General features: G+C 36.4%; 18 protein-coding genes, 5 tRNA genes and 1 pseudogene. 21 read left to right on the forward strand and 3 right to left on the reverse strand.

What is annotated here, in order from left to right; genetic code table 11:
• Positions 1–123: 123 nt before the first annotated feature.
• From M1V25_RS09315 to M1V25_RS09400, 18 genes are all read left to right on the forward strand, one after another.
• Positions 124–1,719 (forward strand): alpha/beta fold hydrolase, encoded by a 1,596-nt coding sequence (locus M1V25_RS09315; RefSeq protein WP_498843118.1) that lies wholly within the window; start codon positions 124–126, stop codon positions 1,717–1,719.
• Between the two features lie 37 nt (positions 1,720–1,756).
• Positions 1,757–2,563 (forward strand): 23S rRNA pseudouridine(2605) synthase RluB, encoded by an 807-nt coding sequence (gene rluB / locus M1V25_RS09320; protein WP_116963859.1) that lies wholly within the window; start codon positions 1,757–1,759, stop codon positions 2,561–2,563.
• 2 nt (positions 2,564–2,565) lie between these two features.
• Positions 2,566–3,756 (forward strand): class I SAM-dependent methyltransferase, encoded by a 1,191-nt coding sequence (locus M1V25_RS09325; protein ID WP_116963860.1) that lies wholly within the window; start codon positions 2,566–2,568, stop codon positions 3,754–3,756.
• A gap of 24 nt (positions 3,757–3,780) precedes the next feature.
• On the forward strand, positions 3,781–5,175 hold the full coding sequence (locus tag M1V25_RS09330) for a phosphomannomutase/phosphoglucomutase (RefSeq protein ID WP_498843104.1): 1,395 nt from the start codon (positions 3,781–3,783) through the stop codon (positions 5,173–5,175).
• A gap of 128 nt (positions 5,176–5,303) precedes the next feature.
• The gene (locus M1V25_RS09335) at positions 5,304–6,596 is read left to right on the forward strand and encodes an adenylosuccinate synthase (RefSeq protein ID WP_498843105.1); all 1,293 of its coding nucleotides are present in this window, start codon (positions 5,304–5,306) and stop codon (positions 6,594–6,596) included.
• A 155-nt stretch (positions 6,597–6,751) separates the two neighbouring features.
• Complete coding sequence (locus tag M1V25_RS09340) at positions 6,752–7,828, forward strand: tRNA (5-methylaminomethyl-2-thiouridylate)-methyltransferase (RefSeq protein WP_498843106.1); 1,077 nt, start codon at positions 6,752–6,754, stop codon at positions 7,826–7,828.
• The gene (locus tag M1V25_RS09345) at positions 7,828–8,052 is read left to right on the forward strand and encodes a sulfurtransferase TusA family protein (protein WP_116963864.1); all 225 of its coding nucleotides are present in this window, start codon (positions 7,828–7,830) and stop codon (positions 8,050–8,052) included. The genes M1V25_RS09340 and M1V25_RS09345 overlap by 1 nt, the downstream gene beginning before the upstream one ends.
• Positions 8,053–8,054: 2 nt before the next feature.
• Positions 8,055–8,243, forward strand: a complete 189-nt coding sequence (locus M1V25_RS09350; protein ID WP_498843107.1) for a Trm112 family protein — start codon at positions 8,055–8,057, stop codon at positions 8,241–8,243.
• Positions 8,236–8,991 carry a 3-deoxy-manno-octulosonate cytidylyltransferase gene (kdsB, locus tag M1V25_RS09355; RefSeq protein WP_498843108.1) on the forward strand — a complete coding sequence of 252 codons (756 nt, stop codon included), beginning with the start codon at positions 8,236–8,238 and terminating at the stop codon, positions 8,989–8,991. Before M1V25_RS09350 ends, kdsB begins: the two co-directional genes overlap by 8 nt.
• Complete coding sequence (locus M1V25_RS09360; RefSeq protein WP_498843109.1) at positions 8,978–9,394, forward strand: HIT family protein; 417 nt, start codon at positions 8,978–8,980, stop codon at positions 9,392–9,394. The genes kdsB and M1V25_RS09360 overlap by 14 nt, the downstream gene beginning before the upstream one ends.
• Positions 9,395–9,535: 141 nt before the next feature.
• Positions 9,536–9,610, forward strand: a tRNA-Gly gene (locus M1V25_RS09365).
• A gap of 2 nt (positions 9,611–9,612) precedes the next feature.
• Positions 9,613–9,686 (forward strand) — tRNA-Cys (locus M1V25_RS09370).
• A 6-nt stretch (positions 9,687–9,692) separates the two neighbouring features.
• Positions 9,693–9,782 (forward strand) — tRNA-Leu (locus M1V25_RS09375).
• A 306-nt stretch (positions 9,783–10,088) separates the two neighbouring features.
• On the forward strand, positions 10,089–11,282 hold the full coding sequence (locus M1V25_RS09380) for a KamA family radical SAM protein (protein ID WP_498843110.1): 1,194 nt from the start codon (positions 10,089–10,091) through the stop codon (positions 11,280–11,282).
• Between the two features lie 42 nt (positions 11,283–11,324).
• Positions 11,325–12,710: an ATP-grasp domain-containing protein gene (locus M1V25_RS09385; RefSeq protein WP_498843111.1), complete on the forward strand. Its 1,386-nt coding sequence runs from the start codon at positions 11,325–11,327 to the stop codon at positions 12,708–12,710.
• On the forward strand, positions 12,707–13,429 hold the full coding sequence (locus M1V25_RS09390) for a 2OG-Fe dioxygenase family protein (protein WP_498843112.1): 723 nt from the start codon (positions 12,707–12,709) through the stop codon (positions 13,427–13,429). Before M1V25_RS09385 ends, M1V25_RS09390 begins: the two co-directional genes overlap by 4 nt.
• Positions 13,426–14,661: an MFS transporter gene (locus M1V25_RS09395; RefSeq protein ID WP_498843113.1), complete on the forward strand. Its 1,236-nt coding sequence runs from the start codon at positions 13,426–13,428 to the stop codon at positions 14,659–14,661. Before M1V25_RS09390 ends, M1V25_RS09395 begins: the two co-directional genes overlap by 4 nt.
• A 396-nt stretch (positions 14,662–15,057) precedes the next feature.
• Complete coding sequence (locus M1V25_RS09400) at positions 15,058–15,489, forward strand: LysM peptidoglycan-binding domain-containing protein (RefSeq protein ID WP_498843114.1); 432 nt, start codon at positions 15,058–15,060, stop codon at positions 15,487–15,489.
• A gap of 56 nt (positions 15,490–15,545) precedes the next feature.
• Here the strand turns inward: M1V25_RS09400 and M1V25_RS09405 are convergent.
• Positions 15,546–15,622 (reverse strand) — tRNA-Met (locus M1V25_RS09405).
• A 239-nt stretch (positions 15,623–15,861) separates the two neighbouring features.
• Between M1V25_RS09405 and M1V25_RS09410 the strand changes: the two genes are divergently transcribed.
• The 3 genes from M1V25_RS09410 to M1V25_RS09420 all read left to right on the forward strand — a co-directional run bounded on the left by M1V25_RS09410 (position 15,862) and on the right by M1V25_RS09420 (position 19,975).
• Entirely contained in the window at positions 15,862–16,650 is a 789-nt protein-coding gene (locus M1V25_RS09410; protein WP_498843115.1) for a ProQ/FINO family protein, read from the forward strand.
• Positions 16,651–16,794: 144 nt separating this feature from the next.
• On the forward strand, positions 16,795–19,803 hold the full coding sequence (locus tag M1V25_RS09415) for an FAD-binding and (Fe-S)-binding domain-containing protein (protein ID WP_498843116.1): 3,009 nt from the start codon (positions 16,795–16,797) through the stop codon (positions 19,801–19,803).
• Between the two features lie 96 nt (positions 19,804–19,899).
• Positions 19,900–19,975: transfer RNA gene (locus M1V25_RS09420), tRNA-Lys, on the forward strand.
• A gap of 28 nt (positions 19,976–20,003) precedes the next feature.
• Here the strand turns inward: M1V25_RS09420 and M1V25_RS09425 are convergent.
• Together M1V25_RS09425 and M1V25_RS09430 are read right to left on the reverse strand one after the other, a co-directional pair.
• Positions 20,004–20,309, reverse strand: coding sequence for a hypothetical protein (locus tag M1V25_RS09425; protein WP_498843117.1), 306 nt, complete (start codon positions 20,307–20,309; stop codon positions 20,004–20,006).
• A 262-nt stretch (positions 20,310–20,571) separates the two neighbouring features.
• Positions 20,572–20,678: pseudogene (locus M1V25_RS09430) on the reverse strand (IS5/IS1182 family transposase); the annotation flags it as partial.

Below are 20,678 nucleotides of genomic sequence, written 5' to 3' on the forward strand. Positions count from 1 at the left end.
CTGTTAAACGACGAAACTCATCTGCTGCTAACTTGTTTATCGTTTCCCATCTCATTGATCATATCCACCTTTAATTTTTAAATAGCTATTTTGCTAGATTAAATACGGTTTGGAAAGAACTCTATTGTTGCTTATGACTTATATGGCCATGGTCAAAGTGGGCAGCCTAAGGGCATAATCGAGTGTTCAATGGTGCAAAGTGTATTGGACGCACAGAGCATTATTGAATATTTTAACCTTAATAACATCACGATCATTGCCTATGGTTATGGTGCATTAATTAGTTTGTTGTTATGTGAAAAATACCCCAAGCTTATCCATAAGCAATTGTTAATTAATCCAATTCCTTATGAAGAATTAACAAACTTACCATGGTATTTGCGGTGGCCATTTTCCATATTCTATCGTTTTTTTAGACTCAATAAAGCACAAGTTAAGGCTCAGGGTAATAATAGTTTAATGTTACCAAAAATGTGGGTAATACGGGCTTATTATCAGGCACTTATGAGCTTGCCGACCTTTGAAATGGGAAATTCAAAAGTGCGTGTCAAAACAATGCTGTTACGCTCGGTGAAGTATACAGTTACAAAGCGTAAGAAGATTGATAACTTCTATAAGATTTTTTATCGTGCTAAGATTAAACCGCTTGAAAGTATTTCGCCTTTTCCGATGCACCAAGCAAGAAAGCGAGTGGATTATTTTCTAAAGCAAACTATTGATGAGCTTAATATTCATGCATTTCGTAATTTAATTTTTGAAGGAGCAGGTGTACGTGGCATTGCTTATAGTGGTGCCATTACGGCATTGGAATCTTTGGGTGTGCTTAAAAACGTTCGTCGTTTCGCGGGCACCTCTGCTGGCGCAATTTATGCTATTTTCTTAGCAGTAGGGTTTAATGCAAAAGAAATTGAGGAAATTGTAAGCCACCTTGATTACACTCTTTTTATGGATGCAAGTCGTAATTTTATCAGTAATTCTACAAGGCTTTTAACCGACTTTGGCTGGTATAAAGGAGATTTTTTTATCAACCATATGGCTAAATTGATACAGCAAAAGTTACCACATGGATTTTTAAGTTTTAAAACGCTCAAAACTTTAACTGGCAATGATTTATATATTATTGGCACTAATCTTACAAAATCATGTGCCGAAATATACAGTGCAGAAACAACGCCAGATATGCAAATTGTTGAAGCACTGAGAATTTCTACTTGCATTCCGATGTTATTTAAGGCCGTCAGGAGAAAAGAAGGAAAAGAAGAAAATATACTTGTTGATGGTGGTTTGGTATGGAACTGCCCAATTGAGTTATTTGATCATCATAAGTACATTTACAACTTGTTGAATATTTTACCACATTCAAAAGCAAAAGATAACGATCGTAGTGTTTTAAACTTAGAAACGTTGGGCTTTCGTTTGGATCCTGGCGAAGATCCTCTACGTTCAATGCGTACGGCACCTAAGTCCTATCATAAAATAGGCCATATATTTGACTTTACACGCGAGTTTATGAAATTTTATTCGGCAGGTTCATTAAAGCGTCATTTAGAGCCAGATAACTGGAATCGTGTAATTTTTGTCGATACGTTAGACGTGGTGGGAACAGATTTTGAGATTTCCCAGAAAGAAATTGAACGGTTAATTGAGCAAGGAAAAAAAGGTGTCTATCAACACTTCGCTTGGCGAATGAGTGAAAATGGGGTAAAGTTCCCACAGTAATTTTAAGCAGTGATTCTAAAAGGTAGAAAGAATAGCCATGCGCGATAAAAAAGAAAATAAAGATAAGTTACAAAAAATTTTAGCGCAAGCAGGTCTTGGTTCTAGACGCAAAATGGAAGAAAAAATTCTTCAAGGTCGCGTTATAGTTAATGGTAAAATAGCCCAAATTGGTGATCGTGCTTCAATGGATGATAAGATTATTGTTGATGGTAAACCATTTAAAAACCAAGCAGTGATTTTGTCTCGACCACGTGTCATTATCTATAACAAGCCAGATGGAGAGATTTGTACTAAAAATGATCCCGAAGGTCGTAAAACAGTATTTGATGCCTTGCCACGACTAAAAATTGGGCGTTGGATCATGATTGGTAGATTAGATATTAATACAACAGGGTTATTGCTTTTTACAACAGATGGTGAACTTGCTAATCGGCTAATGCACCCATCATATCAAATTGAGCGTGAATATGCTGTGCGCATTTTTGGGGATGTGGCAGATGAAACGCTTGATAAACTTAAACAAGGTATCGAACTGGAGGATGGTTTAGCACAATTTAGTAGTATTCGTTTTGTTGGTGGTGAAGGGATTAATAAATGGTATCACGTTACGCTATCTGAAGGTAGAAACCGTGAGGTGCGTCGTATGTTTGAAGCAGTTGGTGTACAAATAAGCCGTTTAACCCGTGTTCGTTATGGAGATGTCATACTACCGCGTTATTTAAGTATGGGTAAGTCTAAAGAGCTATCACCAGAAATCGTCAATGCGTTAAGACAGAACGTTAAAATGAAACGCTTCTTCTTTCCCAAAGGGTTGCTTGATAAGCTTGATCGTAAAAATAAGTAGCTATGCACAAAACCAAAATTACCTTACCTGCTTTAACACATGAAGAGCAACAACGCGTCAATGGGCTTTCGGCTTATATCACCAATTTGATAGAACATAATGACGGTCAAATTAGTTTTAAGCAGTTTATGCAACAGGCATTATATGCACCTGGTTTGGGTTATTATACAGCAAATAAAGAGAAGTTAGGTGAAAAGGGGGATTTTATTACAGCTCCTATGACGTCAAGGCTTTTTGGTCAAACTTTTGCCCTTCAGTTTGCAGATATCCTTAAAACTCTGGGTGATGAAACCGTTATTATAGAATTTGGTGCTGGTACTGGTCAGTTTGCGTTAGATTGTTTAGATAAATTGCATAAGCTCAATGCGCTACCAAAATCGTATTATATTATTGAACCTAGTCCAACTTTAAAAATTCAGCAACAACGGCTATTACAGCAATTGGGTGAATATTATCAGCATATCTTTTGGTTGTCAGCACTACCAAAAGAGAAACTCTCGGCAATCGTGTTTGCCAATGAGGTGTTGGATGCAATGCCAGTAGAATTATTTCGTTTTAATAACCATTGCTATATGCAAATGATGGTGACATATGAAAACAATCAATTTGCGTGGTGTGAAAATATCCAGATTGATGAGCACTTGGCTAAAGCATTACAAGCATTACCACTAACCAACTATGCGCTCAATGATATCATTTATCAGTCTGAAATTAACCTTTGGATCGAACCGTGGTTGGCATCGGTGCAATCTGTTTTGAAGCAAGGTGTGGTATTTATTTGTGACTATGGTTATCAGAGACCACTTTATTATAACGAAGCCAGGACAATCGGTACCTTGCAGTGTTATTACAAACATCACGTGCATGATAATCCACTTATTTATGTTGGTGTTCAAGATATTACTGCACATGTTGATTTTACAGCACTAGCCGAAGCTGCACAAAGATTGGGGTTTGAGCTTGATGGGTTTTCAACACAAGGTGCTTTTCTAAGTAGTGCAGGAATTTTGTCTTGTTATCAATCTGAAATTAAAAGACTTAAGCAAGTAGAAGCATTAGCGCTTACACAACAATTAAACCAACTAACTTTAGGCACAGATTTAGCTGAAAATTTTAAAGTAATGACCTTGTCATATCATTATGATCATGTTATTGATGCGTTTGATCATATTGACTTAAGTTATTTATTATAAAAATATGAAAATTGAGGATAAAGAATGTTTAAAGAAAGACTATTGATGTCTGAGCATATTTTTCGCGCGTATGATATTCGTGGAACTTATCCTGAAGATCTCAATGAAAATGTTGTATTTAATATTGGTTTGGCTTTTGCTAAGCAAGCTTTAGCTCAGAATGAAAAAGAAGTCTTTATTGCACGTGATGGGCGTCTATCTGGACCTATATTGTTAAAGGCATTGGCAGAAGGCTTGCAAATAGGCGGGTGTGACGTTGTTGACATTGGTGCAGTACCAACTCCTGTGCTTTATTTTGCAGCCAAGACTAAAGGAAGTGGTACGGGAATTATGCTAACAGGGAGTCATAATCCAGCAAATTACAATGGGCTTAAGATGATGATTGCAGGTAATACATTGGCTCAGGATGACATTCAAGCCTTAAAAGATATTATTTTCCAAGATGAAATCAGTAAAATACCGCAAAAAGGTATTTATCAATGGCTTGATATTGAAGAAGCTTATATCGATTACATTGTTAATCAAGAGAAGTTACAAAGACCACTAAAAATCGTTATCGATGCGGGTAATGGAATTACAGGTAAGATTGCACCGAAATTATTCACGGCATTAGGTTGCAAAGTGATAACACTTTTTTGTGAGGTAGATGGGACGTTCCCTAATCATCATCCAGATCCAAGTAAGCCGCAAAATCTAATGGATTTAATTTATGCAGTTAAAGAACATCAAGCAGATGTCGGTCTTGCATTTGATGGCGATGGTGATCGTTTGGGTGTAATTACACCAAATGGTCAGAATATTTTTTCTGATCGCCAGCTTATGTTGTATGCCGAAGACGTGTTAAAACGTCACCCAAATGCTACAATTTTATTTGACGTAAAATGCAGTAAGAACGTAGCAAATTTTGTTGAGAAGCTAGGTGGTAAAGCAGTGATGTCTCAAACAGGACACGCTTTAATTAAAAAGAGAATGAAAGAAACAAATGCAGAGCTTGCAGGAGAAATGAGCGGTCATATATTCTTTAATGATCGTTGGTTTGGTTTTGATGATGGCTTGTATACTGGGGTAAGGTTGTTAAATATCTTAGCTAGTAACATCAAAACACTTGATCAGATTTTTGCTACTATTCCTGAGAGTATCAGCACTCCTGAGATTAACATTGAAGTTCCAGAGATACATAAGTTTAAAGTAGTAGATGTGCTTTTAAGAGAGGCAACGACAAAATTTAAAGATGAAAAAGTGATTACAATCGATGGCATACGTGTTGAATTTAACGATGGCTGGGGTTTGGTGCGTGCATCCAATACAACGCCATGTTTGGTGCTACGTTTTGAAGCGGATACAACCGAAGCACTTGAGCGAATTAAACAAAATTTTATGCAATGGGTGACTGTTATTGCCAATAGCATTATGCATTAAGAGTTTGTCATAAAATCCTCAAAATTCTCAGCGAAATTTTACTTGAAGGTGAAAAATTTGCATTTTGTTTGTCAAGGTCACTAAAAATCTTTAACATGCTACTGTAATTATCAACGTGAGGAATTTCAGTGAATCATAACATTGTTATCTTGGGTAGTCAGTGGGGAGATGAAGGCAAAGGTAAAGTTGTTGATTTTTTAACAGATAAAGCAGATGCCGTGGTACGTTTTCAAGGTGGGCATAATGCGGGACACACTTTGGTGATTAAAGGTGAAGTCACTAAGTTGCGTTTAATCCCATCGGGGATTTTACATGAGGGAGTACAAAGCTTTATTGGTAATGGTGTTGTTGTTTCGTTAGATGCACTTTCAATTGAAATGAATGAGCTTTTGGAGCGTGGAGTTCCTGTATTTGAACGTTTAAGTCTTAGTGAGGCTTGCCCTGTTGTGTTACCGATACATGTAGCAATTGATGAGGTCAGAGAAGAAGCGTTGGGAGACCAAAAAATCGGTACAACTAAGCGTGGTATTGGTCCTGCGTATGAAGATAAAATTGCAAGGCGTGCGATTCGAATTGGAGATCTGGCTCATCCTGAAAAGCTTAAAGCGAAACTCAAGGTGTTATTGGATCTTCATAATTTTACGTTGAAAAACTATTATCGTTCACATCTTCAATTTGATCTTGAAGAAACTTATCTAAAATTATTAAATCATGCGAAAACCATTTTACCTATGGTATGTGATGTTTCTGCTAAGTTAAATGATATCCGTAAGAATAAGGGCAAAATTATTTTTGAAGGGGCGCAAGGCACGCTTTTAGATATTGATCATGGCACTTATCCATTTGTGACTTCATCCAATACGATTTCAGGTACGGTTGCTTCAGGTGCTGGATTTGGTCCTTGTTATATTGATGCAGTTGTAGGTATAACCAAGGTGTATACAACACGTGTCGGTAGTGGTGCTTATCCAACTGAGTTATTTGACGAAATTGGTGAACATTTGGGTAAAAAAGGGTGTGAATTTGGGACGGTAACAGGTAGAAAGCGTCGAACTGGTTGGTTGGATTTGGTGGCATTAAGACGTGCTATTGAAATCAATAGTATTACCTCTATTTGTTTGACCAAGCTAGATGTTTTAGATGGTTTGAAAGAGCTTAAAGTATGCGTGGCATATGAGTTGGATGGCAAAGAGGTTCATTATCCACCCTACGATAATGCTGATTATATGCGCTGTAAGCCAGTTTACAAAACTTTCATAGGCTGGTCACAAGAGACATTTAATCAAACGGAATATGAAAAATTACCGAAAGCTGCACATGATTATGTCAGCTTTATTGAAGAGTTTTTAGATGTGCCAGTGGATATTATTTCAACAGGACCTGAGCGCAATCAGAATGTCATTGTAAAGTCGATTTTTTAATGATTGCTTAACTTGTGATATTCGTCGAAATACAAAAGTTGGGATGTCTTGTTAAAAATAAATAAAGGTAAAATGACATTTAAGTGGTGAAAAAATCATCGATAATGCGTACAATGTGCCAAATTTAAACATGGTACCAACGCACTGTAGTTTTTATGTCTTTGCAAAATACTTCTATTCAAGAAAATAAAAAACAATATAAAGCGGTTTCACTTATTTCTGGTGGTTTGGATTCAATGCTTTCGACCAAGATCATTCTTGAGCAAGGGATTCATGTCGAAGGGATCAACTTTTTTACAGGATTCTGTGTTGAGGGTCATACACATGCTATTCGCAAAAAAGATCAATCCAAGCAAAAGCGTAACAATGCTTTATGGGTTGCTGAGCAACTTGGAGTCAAACTGCATATTATTGACGTTATAGAAGAATATAAAGATGTACTTTTGAATCCAAAATATGGCTATGGCGCCAATATGAATCCATGCTTGGATTGTAAGATTTTTATGGTTAAAAAAGCCAAAGAATGGGCATTTGAAAACGGTTTTGATTTTATTATTACAGGAGAGGTGGTTGGACAGCGTCCGATGTCACAACGAAAAAATACTATGCCGGTTATTCAGAAACAATCAGGTGTTGATGATTTGCTGCTTCGACCATTATGTGCCAAAAACTTGCCTGAAACTAAGCCTGAGCGTGAAGGCTGGGTGGATCGTAATAAATTATTTGATTTTCATGGACGCAATCGCACTCCACAGTTTGAATTAGCAAAAGCATATGGCTTTACAAATTATGCTACCCCAGCAGGTGGGTGTTGTTTCTTAACTGATAAACAATACTCAGATAAGCTTGTAGATTTATGGAAAGGGCGAAATGGTAATCGTGATTACGATTTTGATGACATTATGTTATTAAAAATAGGGCGTCATATTCGACCGAAACCAGAGTTCAAACTCATCATTGGCCGTGAAGAAGGGGAGAATAAATTTTTAAATGGTTATAAGCGTCAATTTCCAAGTATAACGGTTGAAAGCCATGGTGGACCTTTAACTTTAATAGATGGTCAGTTTCCTGAAGTAGATGAAATCTTTGTTGCAAGAATTATTGCGCGTTTCTCACAAGGCAAAGATGCAGAACAAGTGACTTTACGCTTTAATTACCCAAATGGTGTTGTGCATGAACAATCGGTTAAACCTTTTAGTGTTGAAGAAGTCAAACAAGAGTGGTATGTGTAATGAAAATTGATCTTGAGCTTAATTTACGCAACCTTTTGTGTCCAATGCCGGTAATTAAAACCCAAAACGTTTTGAAAAAGATGTGTTTAGGAGAGCATTTAAAAATCATTTGTACTGATCCAGGCGTAAAACATGATATTCCAACTTGGTGTAAGATCAATGATTATGTTATCGTAGAGCAATTTGAGCAAGACGATGATTTTGTATTTGTAATTAAGGCATAGTGATGGATACAAAGCTATTAAGTATTTTAGTTTGCCCTGAATGCCAGGCACCTTTGGTATATGATAAGGAAAACAAAAGGCTTATTTGTAAGGCAGATAAGCTGGCTTATCCGATTATTGATGATGTACCACGGATGTTGGTTGAAGAAGCGCAAAGATTAACGCTAGAAGAAGTCAAACACTATGGTTAAACGACATATTATTATTCCAGCACGGTTACAATCAACTCGTCTGCAAAATAAACTTTTGTTAGAAATTGCGGGCAAACCCATTATTGAACATGTTTACCAAAAAGCATTGATGTGTGGTTTTGAACAGGTCATCGTCGCTACGGATAGTGATGAAATAAAAAAAGTTGTTGAGACTTTTGGTGGCAATGTTTGTATGACACGTCATGATCACCAATCTGGTACTGATCGTTTAGCAGAAGCAGCTTATAAACTCAATATTCTTGATGATGATATCATTGTCAATATTCAAGGAGATGAACCACTAATTCCTGTGGAAAACGTCATTCAGGCTGTTCAGTTGTTGGTAACAAATAAACAAGCATCGATGGCGACTTTGTGTGAGCCTATAATCGAAGGAAGTGAAATTCATAACCCAAACTGTGTTAAAGTCGTATTTGATCAACAAGGATATGCACTTTACTTTTCGCGTGCACCTATTCCTTGGCAACGTGGGGTGTTTGATCAAGGGCGTGTTAATATCGGTGATCATTATCGACACATTGGCTTGTATGCTTATCGGGCAGCATTTTTAAAAGAATATGCTTTGATGACAAAAAGTCCATTAGAGCAAGTTGAATCTCTAGAGCAACTAAGAGTGTTGTGGCATGGGAAAAAGATTGCAATAGCAATTGCTAAATTTAGTACCCCTCCAGGTGTTGACACTCAAGCGGATTTGGATAAAGTGAGAAACTTGTATGAAAGGCTTTAAATTGGATGACAATCTGGCTATAAGTTCAAGTTTAGTAGTAGATCTCGGTGACATTGAGCTAAGGTTGTCTAATAATGCATTGTTACCATGGTTGCTACTTATTCCAAAAGTGAATGTGATTGAATGGTATGAGCTTGATGAGAACATGCAAAGGCGACTCAATCAGCTTATTAATGTGTTGTCTAAGTTCTTAAAAGAAGTGTTAAATGTCGATAAGGTAAACGTTGCAATCATAGGCAATGTGGTCTCACAAATGCACGTTCATGTTATCGGTCGTAACAAGGATGATTTTTGCTGGCCGAATGTAGTCTGGGGGAAAAGTGAATTTAAGGCTTATACGGAAGCTAAAAAACGGCAATTATGCTTGGCATTACAAAAAGAAATTGATGCTTTTTGTTGTTAAAGAAATTTCTAAATGTGACCGCATTTTGAGCATGAATAAAATATAGACAGCAAGCCTGTGATTGAGTCAAAATAAAACTCTAAAAAGTGATAAAATGCAATTGACTTTAGGTCTTTAGCCCTTATAATTTGATCCTGTTCTGCGGGAATAGCTCAGTGGTAGAGCACAACCTTGCCAAGGTTGGGGTCGCGAGTTCAAACCTCGTTTCCCGCTCCAGCGGCTGGGTAGCAAAGTGGTTATGCAGAGGCCTGCAAAGCCTTGGACACCGGTTCGATTCCGGTCTCAGCCTCCAAAATACGCCCGGGTGGTGAAATAGGTAGACACAAGGGACTTAAAATCCCTCGAGAATTAAACTCTCGTGCCGGTTCGACTCCGGCTCCGGGCACCAAATAATTATTTCATAATGTTTCACAAAATCTTTAAATTCCTTAGCAAATAAATATAAATCTGATAATACAAATTGATGTTGAATTTCACAATGATTTTACTTGCTGACTTTACGCTTAGATATGCAAATTTTTGAACCGCCAAGCAAACGGTCGTTTTGTTTGTATATCAGTGTGCTACTGATGCATCTTGATTTTTCAAAAAACAATATGTAACAATAATAATTAAAATATGTCATTATGTATTTAGATGATTCAGAATTATGATTCTGACACCAAATAATAGGAAATATAGAGGAGATCTTTTAATGGAAACTAGTTTGCATAACTTAGAAAAAAATATTTTAAATAAATTTAATATAAATCAAGATGATTGGGTTGATTGGCGTTGGCAACAGAGAAACACTATCAAAGATGCTGATGATTTATATGCATCTCTTGGTAATAGTTGGGAGCAAAACATTCAGGATAAGGTTATCCAAAATCTTCAAGATAGAAAAATGCAGATTACACCATATTACTTAGCTTTGATTTTAAATACGACTGAGCAAAACGCTGATATTACACAAAACCCACTTTGGCGTCAGGTGGTTCCATTTTGGGAGAATGAAATTGATGGCGGATACGATGAGCAAACAGATAACTGGGAGCTGTCAAATGAAATGAAAACACCGATATGCCAACATAAATATGACAATCGTGTGATTCTAAGAATGAGTAATACCTGCAATGCATATTGTCAGTTTTGTTTTGAAGCCTTACGTACACTTAAACCTAAAACAGATAAATCAACTGCAAGTCGCAACTTATTTCAAGAATCCTTCGAATATATTAAGAATAACGATAGTATTGAGGAAGTTATATTAAGCGGTGGTGATCCGCTAACACTTTCAGATGCCAAGTTAGAAGAGTATTTATCTCAGCTACGCAGCTGGAATGATACATTATTAATTCGCATGCATTCACGAGCTCTCAGTTTTAATCCTTTTAGAGTAACAGATCAACTTATTGCAATGCTTGAAAAATATAAAGTGAATTCTTTTGGTGTACATGTATGCCATCCAGATGAATTAAGTGTTGATTTTATTGAAGCGGTGAAACGTATTCAAAAAGTGGTACCAATTGTTTTTTCTAATATGCCTTTCTTGCGAGGTATTAATGATAATGAACAAACGCTGCATAAATTATTTATTCAGCTTTATCGAATTGGTGTTAAACCTTATTATCTATATCACTATATGCCATATTCACCTGGGGCATCAATTTATAAAGCATCAGTAGCTAAAGGTATACAGATTATGAGTAAACTAAAACGGCGTGTATCAAATATTGCCATGCCAGAATATGTTTTACCACATGAGAAGGGCAAGTTTACTGTGCCATTAGTCGAGAATATCGAAGATTTCCCACGTTTTGAGGGTGATGAGCAAGGAAGAAGATTTTATAAATTTGTTAATTGGCAAAATCAAGCCTGTTATTGGAATGATGATGTTTGCGAATAACCTGCAAATTTTAAATTAACCATGTATTAAGGAAGTATAAATATGCAAATACCTGCCATATTATTTATTGATATTGATGACAATAAAATTCCAAGTTATAACTATCGCAGTCCGCATTTTCAAGCTGCAAAAGAAAAAGGATTAAATTGCTTAATTGCTACAAAGAATCAGAAAAATATCCCTGCTTTAACGCAAAACTGCGATGAGCTGTTTTTGCTAAAGAGTATCAGCGTAAAGGATATCTTGCAATTGGTAGATAATTTAAGTAGCAAATATCAAATAAAAGCTATTTTCTGTCATGCAGGACATACATCAAAAGCTGCCGAAGTTGGAGCCATTGTTGCTGAAGTCTGTAAAATTCTTGGTTTAAATTATTCACCCGTGGATGCAATTAAAGCATGTAATAATAAGTTTTTGATGCGGATGAGATTAAGAGAGTCAGGTATAAAATCAATTGAATTTACGCTATGCCACAATGTAGAACAATTGGTTAATAAAGCAAAGGAGATTGGCTACCCTCTGATATTTAAGTCACCGTATGGTGCAGGTTCTTCTTATATCAAAAAATGTGATAACGAAGAAGAACTTATTAAACATTATCAGTTGTTTACTGATACTTATCAAGACTCAAATATGGCAACTTTTTATCCAGCAGCGCACGATCTAATTTTAGACGGCAAGATTATTGATCACTATAACCCAAATAAAACCATACTTCTGGAGAAGTATATTACTGGGTCTGAAGGCACAGTGGAGTGTGTTATTAGGAATGGTGAAGTCTACCCATTAATCATTAACGAAAAACTCGTTTTAACTGAGAAGTCAGGTACTATTTTGGAGAACTTACTTATTTGCCCAGCGTTTTCCTATACGGACGAAGAGAAACAGCAGATTAAAACTTATGCTGCACAATGCCTGACAGCGCTTGGGTTAAAGAATGATATAGTACATTTAGAGTTTCGCTTAACAAAGGAAGGTCCGGTAGTGATTGAAGTTAATCCAAGGTTAGGTGGGCTATATGTTGATGCTGCGTTTAATGATATTGCGGGCATTGATCCTTATGCACTTTATATTGATATGCTTTTGGGCGATACTGTTTATAGTCATCAAATATTGAATCAGGCGAAAGTTACGGCTGATAACTGCAGTGACTATTATTCAATGATGGTGATTTACCCAGAATATAGTGGTTATTTTGAAGGATTTAATCATTTAGATTATCTTGACAGTCAAGAAAATATCCTTAAGTATGACTGTTATCCAAGCTACAACATGGTGAACGCTGAGGTTGAGGAAAATTATTTGCTAAAGTGCTGGGCTAAGGTTGGTGACGCATCTCAAGCGTTAGAGAGTTACACAACACTTTTAAATATAGTTACACCAAATATTTTGAGAGAGTCACTACTAAATGTGGGGGCGGTATCATGAGCAATGAAGCTGGGCAATTATTTTTTATACAGAATCATTATGTGCATCAACAGAATTATAAAGATCTTATATCGTGTGATGATGAAAGCGTGCGTAGCTTCAAAGCACATTGGGATAGACTGGTGCATGATGATAATTTCAAAGATTATACGAACAGGAGGCGACGTATACTTCGTTATACGTATGACGTGATATCAAATAATCTTAGAATTAATCGTGATAGTGAGTATAAATCCTCAGTGACATATGACATTCCCTATCAGCAAGGTGCTAATAAACTAACTTATGCCGAGGAAAGTTTTATCCATCATCCTATTACGCAGCAATTAATTACAACAGATCTTGATTTTTTCAAATCTCATCTAGATGAGCAGAGTCGTTATGAAGTGAATGCGCATTTGTTTAGAGTACAAGCTGATGATGAAGGTATTAGCCCAACCACTTCAGGTATTCATCGAGATGGCATGGATTTTATTGGGATGCATTTTATTGATGCGCATAATACAGTTGATGTGGTTTCAAAGCTTTATGCATCAGATCGACCAGAGAGTGAAGTGTTTAGTAAACCAATGAGCGCTTTTTTGGAAACTCTTTTAGTCAATGATCAGAAGCTTTATCATAGTGCCAGTGAAGTAAAACAGAATAAAAATACAAATCAAATCGCCTATCGTGATTTGTTGCTTGTGACTTTACACAAAACTAAAGAGATATTGGCATGACAGGTGTAGTTAATCAATGGCATGGCTCTGCGCGAAATGCATTTCTAATCATCTTTGCCCGAGGGGTGTCAGATTTCGGTGCATTTTTAAATATGGTGGCATTGTCGACATATGTTTATATTCTAAGTAACAGTGTTATGCACATTAGCATTTTCTTAGCCGCGCGTGTAGCTGGTGGTATCTTTGCCAGTAGTATTGGAACGCTGTTTTTTCGTCGTTTCATTGGCAAGTGGTCGCTTATTTGGTTTGATGTGTTGCGAGCGTTATTGCTAGCAAGTCTGTTTGTTATACCACAATCAATGCAAGTATATATTTTACCAATCATTGCCTTTGGCATCGGTCTAGGAAACTCGATGTTTTCGATTGGGATTAATACTCAAATTCCATATTTAATTCAGGATTCCAAAAGAGTATCAGTGAATGGATGGTTGTCTTCAATTTCAGCAACATCTGCAGTTTTGGGTAGTTTAGTATCTGGTTTAGTTGTAGCGCTAAGTGGTTATGATGCAGTTTTTGCACTGAATATCATTACGTATTTGTTAGCTGGCATCATTATCTATCCGATTAAGATTTTACGTGATCCTAGTAAACAAAAAACTTCTTCAAATAAAGAATGGCAAAATTTATTTAAAGCACTACGAGGACATAAAATGCTTGCCTTTATATTGCTAATTACTATGGCAGATACATTAGGCAGTGCGGCACATAACGTGGGATTTCCAATTATATCAAAACTCATTACTCCAGAATCAATTAGTAGCACTGTGGGGCTGATTCTAGCATTGTGGGCAATTGGCAAATTTGGCGGAGCTCGCTTAATAAGCCGATTACTCAAAAATAAAAACAACTTAAGTATGGAGCGTTTTTTCATGCTTGGTGTATTTTTAATGTCGACAGGTTTCATTTTACTGTTTGCTCAAAGTTCTACAATGTGGCTTATTCCTTTTGCGATGTGGGCTGGTTTGGGAGATGGGGTATCTGAAGTAAGCTTACTATCACGTGTACAAAATGAATCTGATGAAGTACGACTCCCCATTTTCAGTTTATTAACTTTGATGCAGATGACAGGCTTTGGTATTGGGATGTTAATCGTCGCACCATTCTTCGTGTGGTGGGCGCCGATGTATGTTGTGATATTATTTCATGGTATTCCTATTGGAATAATGCTCATGGTGTTTTGTAAAATGTATAGTCATCTATTTAAGCAAACCGATACTATGATTGCAAAGTGAGAAATATGTTTTTTATTTTCCCGTAAAGCCTATAATCCTTTGATATTAAAAGGATTTTGGAGATATATATTCACCAACTTTATTAAAAAGCAAAACGTTTTAAAGATATATAGAATAAGGGCTAAAGGCACTTTGAGAGTACAAACCAGTGCTATCTGGAATTAACGCCAAAAGGTAAATTCTAACATTATTTCCGAGGTTGTTTGTTGATCACATCTCTAGAGATACCCTCTAGAAACAAAATTTACAACCTCATTTTTATCTCATGGCTAAATTTCGTTCTTTTATATCGAACTTACATTATACAGAGGGATCCGAAAAATTTATTGAAAATCTGAAAGTTTTGTATTTAAATGGTTTTGTTTTCTTAGTTTGGAGTTGGTTTTGGAGCGGTGGATGAATAAGAAACTGTATCTGTTGTTATTAGGAACATTTATCATAGCAGATTGTGCGCAGAGAGATATACCTAGGTTACCATCTCAACAAATGTCGGAGGTTGTGCTTAAAAAACATGAACCTTCTCAAACGACTTTAATGCAAATAGCAAGTGATCAAGCTGCTTTGGCTGATATAGAAGATAGCAATGCAAGGGTGGAAGAAGTACAGACAAATGCAAAACAGGATTCTGAGATTCAACTACAAAACGATGAGAAAATCAGCATTAATCAACCTGTAACCTATAAAGTTGAGATTGGCGATAGCTTATATAGCATTGCGTGCAAAAACAATATCAGTATTGTATGTTTAGCCAAAGTAAATAAAATAAACGATCCTAATCGCTTAGCTGCAGGGCAAACTTTAACTGTTCCTAAAGCCAGTGATTGTTAATTTTTCTTATGCGATAGCAATTAAAAATAATAAGCCTGTGTATTCAGCTTTGAGACTGGTAGCTACGACTGGACTTGAACCAGTGACCCCAGCATTATGAATGCTGTGCTCTAACCAACTGAGCTACGTAGCCACAACAGGGAGGAATATTATCAAGATTGAGTTTGTTGTCAATCCTTTTTTAAACATTTGTCGAGAGGTGTGGATTTGAGCGCTATTTTAGGTAATAGGTGCTGATTTTTGGTTGAATTGTGTCTATAATGTCCGCCTGGTCGCACAATATATAGGCATGTGAGCCGTTTAGGAGTCATAAAAAAATAGCTGATATAGTTGTGCCAGAGTGAATGAGTAAATAAATTTAGGAACCTTTAAATGTCTGACGGTAGAAATAAGCTAAATGATTTTTCATTATTAAAATCATTAGTGGGTGGCAAAAGCATAAAAGATAAAACAGATCGGTTGCGCAAGGCACATGCAACTGCAGCGAAACGTAATGAATCTCAAGAAGTATCTAAAGAGAGTCAGCGTCCTGCAATGCAATCAAAGTCAGAACAAAAAACATTTGAATGTCACACAAGACAAGAGCGGATCAATCAGGTGAGAACTCCTTTTAGGATGCCTCAATATGGTCAAAAACCACAAACAGAGCTTATTGTAGACATCCCAGAAGGGCAGCAACAAGAAGAACTCATTATTGAAATCAATGTAGAAAAAGAGCGTTTGAAAGAAGAGCAGCGCTTATTTAAATGGTTGTGTCAACGTTTTCCAAAGTGTTTTGACCCTAAGAGCAAAAAGCCGCTTAAGATTGGCATTAGTGAAGACATAGAAATTATTTATTATAATGAACATTATGCTCCAGTTGATCCTTACATATTAAAGAATGTGATCAGGCGCTACGTTGGTGATACTCGTTATCAGCATTCTGTGATTCAATATAAACAGCGTTTTAATTTATATGGTCAGCCAGTTCAAGATTTCAATGAAGAGCATATTTCGTATGCAAAGCAGCGCTTAGATGAAATTGCGGAAAAAGCTGAGTTGAGGGCGCAAGGTATTAATGTCAGGGAATATTATCAGCAAAAACGCGAAGAACAAAAAAAGACAAAGGAATTACAAGGAAGTAGTAGTGTGGCACAACAAAGTCAGGATTTACAACAATAAGTTTAGGTAACGTCAAGTGCATGAGTTCTGTAAAAGATCAGAAAACACCTCAAATCGGAATATTCATCTAGTGGAAGCTTGACAAGCTAAAAAGGATAGCTCAATACTAGCATCCTAGTTTAGGACAAATAGTAAATATTTTAGATGCTGCCTGTATTGGATAAATTGTATGAGTACTACTCAGTATACGAAAGCTTTATGATTGCATTGAAAGAAAAAGGCTTTCAAGGCGATATGCAAAACGATTATGCTACACGAATTAGTAGCTCAGTGGATAACAGTATTTATCAAGTTGTACCAGAACTGGTGCTTTTCCCAAAAAATGATCGTGATGTTGCATTAATATTTCAATTAGCAGTAAATGAACCTTATCAAAAGATAAAGTTTAGTGCGCGAGGTGCTGGTACTGGTACAAATGGTCAGTCTTTAACAACAGGTGTCATAATCGACACAAGTCGCTATATGAACAACATCTTAGAGATTGATGTTACGGAAAAATACGTTGTTGTAGAACCTGGTGTGGTATTAGATCAGCTAAATGAGGCATTGACACTATATAACGTCTTTTTTGCACCTAATTTGTCGCCAAGTAACCGTGCGACAATTGGTGGTATGGCGAGTACCGATGCGTGTGGAAAAGGTTCTCGTGTCTATGGACGTACCAGTGAACATTTACTATCACTGCAATGTGTATTAAGTGATGGTGAGGTGGTTTCATTAGAAGAAATCTCTTTTGAGAGTGTCGCTAATATAATAGAAGAAAAACAAAAAAATGTGTCACTTTTAGCAGACGTGTATCAAACCATCAGTGATGAAATCGTAGCAAAATACGACAAAATAGAAGCACAGTTTCCAAAGCTCGATAGATTCATGACAGGTTATAACCTTGCTAAGTGTTATGATCAGAATAAGCAAAAGATTAACATAAACTATCTTATTTCAGGTGCCGAAGGGACATTGGCATTTATCATAAGTTTAAAGCTTAAACTCACGGACATACCAAAACACAAAGCTTTATTTGCGATTAGTTATGGTGACTTTGATCAGGCATTGCGTGATGCTAGAGGTCTGTTAAGCTTAAATCCAGCAGCTATTGAAACGATTGATGAATATATTTTGAAGTTGGCCAAAGAAGATGAAATCTATCCACAGATTCGTCATATGCTTGAAACTCATACAAATTATGATGTCTGTGCACTTAATTTGGTAGAATTCATTTCTCACAGTGAAGATGAATTATTGCAAGCTTTGGATCAAGCAAAAGCCTATTTTATGCAAAAGGATCGTTTGTTTTATTTAGCTTATGACAAAGAGGAAATGACAGCTTTATGGGAACTTAGAAAAAAAGGCGTTGGATTGTTAGGAGCAATGAAAGGTCGTAAGAAACCAATCCCCTTTATGGAAGATACAGCCGTGCCACCTGAAAATTTAGCAGATTACATTGTAGAACTAAGAGCATTGTTAGATCGTTATAACTTAAGATATGGCATGTTTGGTCATGTGGATGTTGGTTGTTTACATATGCGTCCAGCATTAGATATGAATGATCCAAAAGATCAAAGATTGGTGGTGACGCTTACCAAAGAAGTCAATGATCTGGTTAAAAAATATGGGGGTATATACTGGTCTGAACATGGAAAAGGATTTAGAAGTGAGTATGTAAAAGATTACTTTGGTGAGGAGCTTTACATTTCTTTGCAAAAAATCAAAAGAGCATTTGATCCCTATAATAAACTCAATCCTGGCAAAATTGTGGTGCCGTATGAAAGCAAGGATGAGCTTGTTAAAGTTAATGGTCCTTTTAGAGGAATAGAAGATGCTAAGGTCGATACTCAAACACAGAAGGTGTTTTCAGGAGCATTTGAATGTAATGGTAATGCGGCATGTTTAAATTATCATCCAGACCAAGTGATGTGTCCGTCTGCTAAGGTTTCACATAACTGGGTCTATTCACCCAAAGGGCGTACAGCACTGATTCGGGAATGGTTAAAGCAGCTAGCTGAAAAAGGCTATCAGGTAAAACCGTTTTCGATTAGCAATAAAAAGCGAAATGATAAACCTAATCAACATGACTTTTCTTATGAGGTTTATCAGTCTTTAAATAAGTGTTTGAGTTGTAAAGCGTGTGCGACAGCTTGTCCGATCAAGGTTGATATTCCTCATATGAAACCGATGTTTTTAGCTGAATATCACAAGCGTTATAAGCGTCCCTTAAAAGACTATGCTATTAAATACGTTGAACGAATGACAAGGTGGCAAAGTATTGTGCCTGGTATCTCAAATAGCTTGCAACACTTACCTTTTATTAAAACATGGGTTGAGAGAAACCTTAAATTGGTTGATTTACCATTCTTGTCAAAAGAAACTCTTAAAGCTGGGTTAAAAAAGCGTAACGCACCTACATTTAGTTTGTCACACCTAAAGCAGCAGTGTGCAGAAGATGCTTCAAATATTATTTGCATTGTTCAAGATGCATTTACGAGCTTTTACGATGCTAACGTTGTGCTTGCTGTTTATGATTTATTAACAAAATTGGGTTTTTATGTTTATGTATTGCCATTTTATGAAAATGGTAAAGCTGCCCATATAAAGGGTTTTTTACATTATTTTAAAAAGAAAGCGCACAGAGTTTGTATGTTTTACAACGAAATTGCTAAATTTAATGTCCCATTGATTGGTATTGATCCAAGCATGACTTTGGTTTATCGAGATGAATATAAGGTAGTATTAAAAAATAAAGTTCAATTTAAGGTGGAGCTCATCCAAGAGTGGCTGGTGAAAAAACTGCCTAATTTAGAAGATAAGCTTTGTGCGATTAAACCAAAGGAGGGAGTTGTGTCGCTGTTAGGGCATTGTTCAGAACGTGCGCTAGCCGCTGTTTCTATGATCCATTGGCAAAAGATTTTTAAAGCATTTGGTGTCAACCTTGAGATTGAAAAAGTGGGCTGTTGTGGAATGGCTGGTACCTTTGGTCACGAAAAAGATAACTTTGAGATGTCTAAGCAGATTTACGATTCTAGTTGGCACAAAAAATTACAAAACAAAAAAGCTCAAGTTTTTTTAGCAACTGGCTTTTCTTGTAGGTGTCAAATAAAGCGCTTTGAGCAAAAAACAATAGACCATCCTATACAGTTTTTAAATCAAATAATATGAGCTTTTATGCTTTAGATTTTTCAATAACCAGTAAAGTAAAATTATTTTAAAAAGCCCTTGCAATGAGGATTTCAGACGCTATAATGGCTTCTCGTTGGGTCGTTAGCTCAGTCGGTAGAGCAGCTGGCTTTTAACCAGTTGGTCGCAGGTTCGAATCCTGCACGACCCACCATGATTTAGTTTTTTTATTTTTAACCTTTTCATGGGTTTCTTTTTTTATAAAGATAGTGTATGCCAGAGGCAAACAAAATGGCTAAAAATAACGTGATAGTTAATATAAGCTGTTCTAGTGGATTGCCTGGTAAATATCCCATTATAATAACAAAGAGCATAGCAGAACCTATGTTTATAAAACTCATCATAGAAGATGCCGAGGCTTTATCTTCAATTGCAGCAGATGCATAAAAAGTTGCTGCCGGAAATAATAGTCCACAAAAAAAGTACAATAAAGCAAAGGTAGTAAAAAAACCAAGTGTACTTGCCTTAAAAATAAGCATTAAAGACATTATAAAAATACAAATAACGATGCAACTTAGCGCAATGAAAATCACTTTATTGGCAGAAAACGATTTTAAAAGACGAGGTGCAAATAACCCACTGATGCCGCTTCCAACTATGCTTAATAGGTTCCAATATCCGTAAGCCTCTGGTGTAAGGTTTAGCATAGTGTGAGCAATAATGGGCGCAGCAGCGGCGTAAGCGTATGATATTGTTGAGGATAGGCCAACAATAAGTGCATAGTGGCGTAATTAGAGTTCTTTCCAAACCTCAATTAGTCAATTCAAAGTTGTAAATTCCCGTTATTAAATTAAATCGAAGTCCAAACCTTTTTCGTCTATTCCGATATTTGTCGGCAATAATTTTAAAACGTTTTA

The sequence above is a fragment of the Candidatus Nebulibacter yamunensis genome, from assembly GCF_024208055.1.
GTDB classification, from domain to species: Bacteria; Pseudomonadota; Gammaproteobacteria; order Francisellales; family Francisellaceae; genus Caedibacter; species Caedibacter lacustris.

Bases quoted from the DNA above. Each gene is read 5' to 3' on its own strand.
- rluB (WP_116963859.1), top strand. From the start codon at position 1,757: ATGCGCGATAAAAAAGAAAATAAAGATAAGTTACAAAAAATTTTAGCG.
- M1V25_RS09325 (WP_116963860.1), top strand. From the start codon at position 2,566: ATGCACAAAACCAAAATTACCTTACCTGCTTTAACACATGAAGAGCAA.
- M1V25_RS09330 (WP_498843104.1), top strand. From the start codon at position 3,781: ATGTTTAAAGAAAGACTATTGATGTCTGAGCATATTTTTCGCGCGTAT.
- M1V25_RS09340 (WP_498843106.1), top strand. From the start codon at position 6,752: ATGTCTTTGCAAAATACTTCTATTCAAGAAAATAAAAAACAATATAAA.
- M1V25_RS09345 (WP_116963864.1), top strand. From the start codon at position 7,828: ATGAAAATTGATCTTGAGCTTAATTTACGCAACCTTTTGTGTCCAATG.
- M1V25_RS09350 (WP_498843107.1), top strand. From the start codon at position 8,055: ATGGATACAAAGCTATTAAGTATTTTAGTTTGCCCTGAATGCCAGGCA.
- kdsB (WP_498843108.1), top strand. From the start codon at position 8,236: ATGGTTAAACGACATATTATTATTCCAGCACGGTTACAATCAACTCGT.
- M1V25_RS09360 (WP_498843109.1), top strand. From the start codon at position 8,978: ATGAAAGGCTTTAAATTGGATGACAATCTGGCTATAAGTTCAAGTTTA.
- M1V25_RS09380 (WP_498843110.1), top strand. From the start codon at position 10,089: ATGGAAACTAGTTTGCATAACTTAGAAAAAAATATTTTAAATAAATTT.
- M1V25_RS09385 (WP_498843111.1), top strand. From the start codon at position 11,325: ATGCAAATACCTGCCATATTATTTATTGATATTGATGACAATAAAATT.
- M1V25_RS09390 (WP_498843112.1), top strand. From the start codon at position 12,707: ATGAGCAATGAAGCTGGGCAATTATTTTTTATACAGAATCATTATGTG.
- M1V25_RS09395 (WP_498843113.1), top strand. From the start codon at position 13,426: ATGACAGGTGTAGTTAATCAATGGCATGGCTCTGCGCGAAATGCATTT.
- M1V25_RS09400 (WP_498843114.1), top strand. From the start codon at position 15,058: ATGAATAAGAAACTGTATCTGTTGTTATTAGGAACATTTATCATAGCA.
- M1V25_RS09410 (WP_498843115.1), top strand. From the start codon at position 15,862: ATGTCTGACGGTAGAAATAAGCTAAATGATTTTTCATTATTAAAATCA.
- M1V25_RS09415 (WP_498843116.1), top strand. From the start codon at position 16,795: ATGCTGCCTGTATTGGATAAATTGTATGAGTACTACTCAGTATACGAA.
- M1V25_RS09425 (WP_498843117.1), bottom strand. From the start codon at position 20,309: ATGTCTTTAATGCTTATTTTTAAGGCAAGTACACTTGGTTTTTTTACT.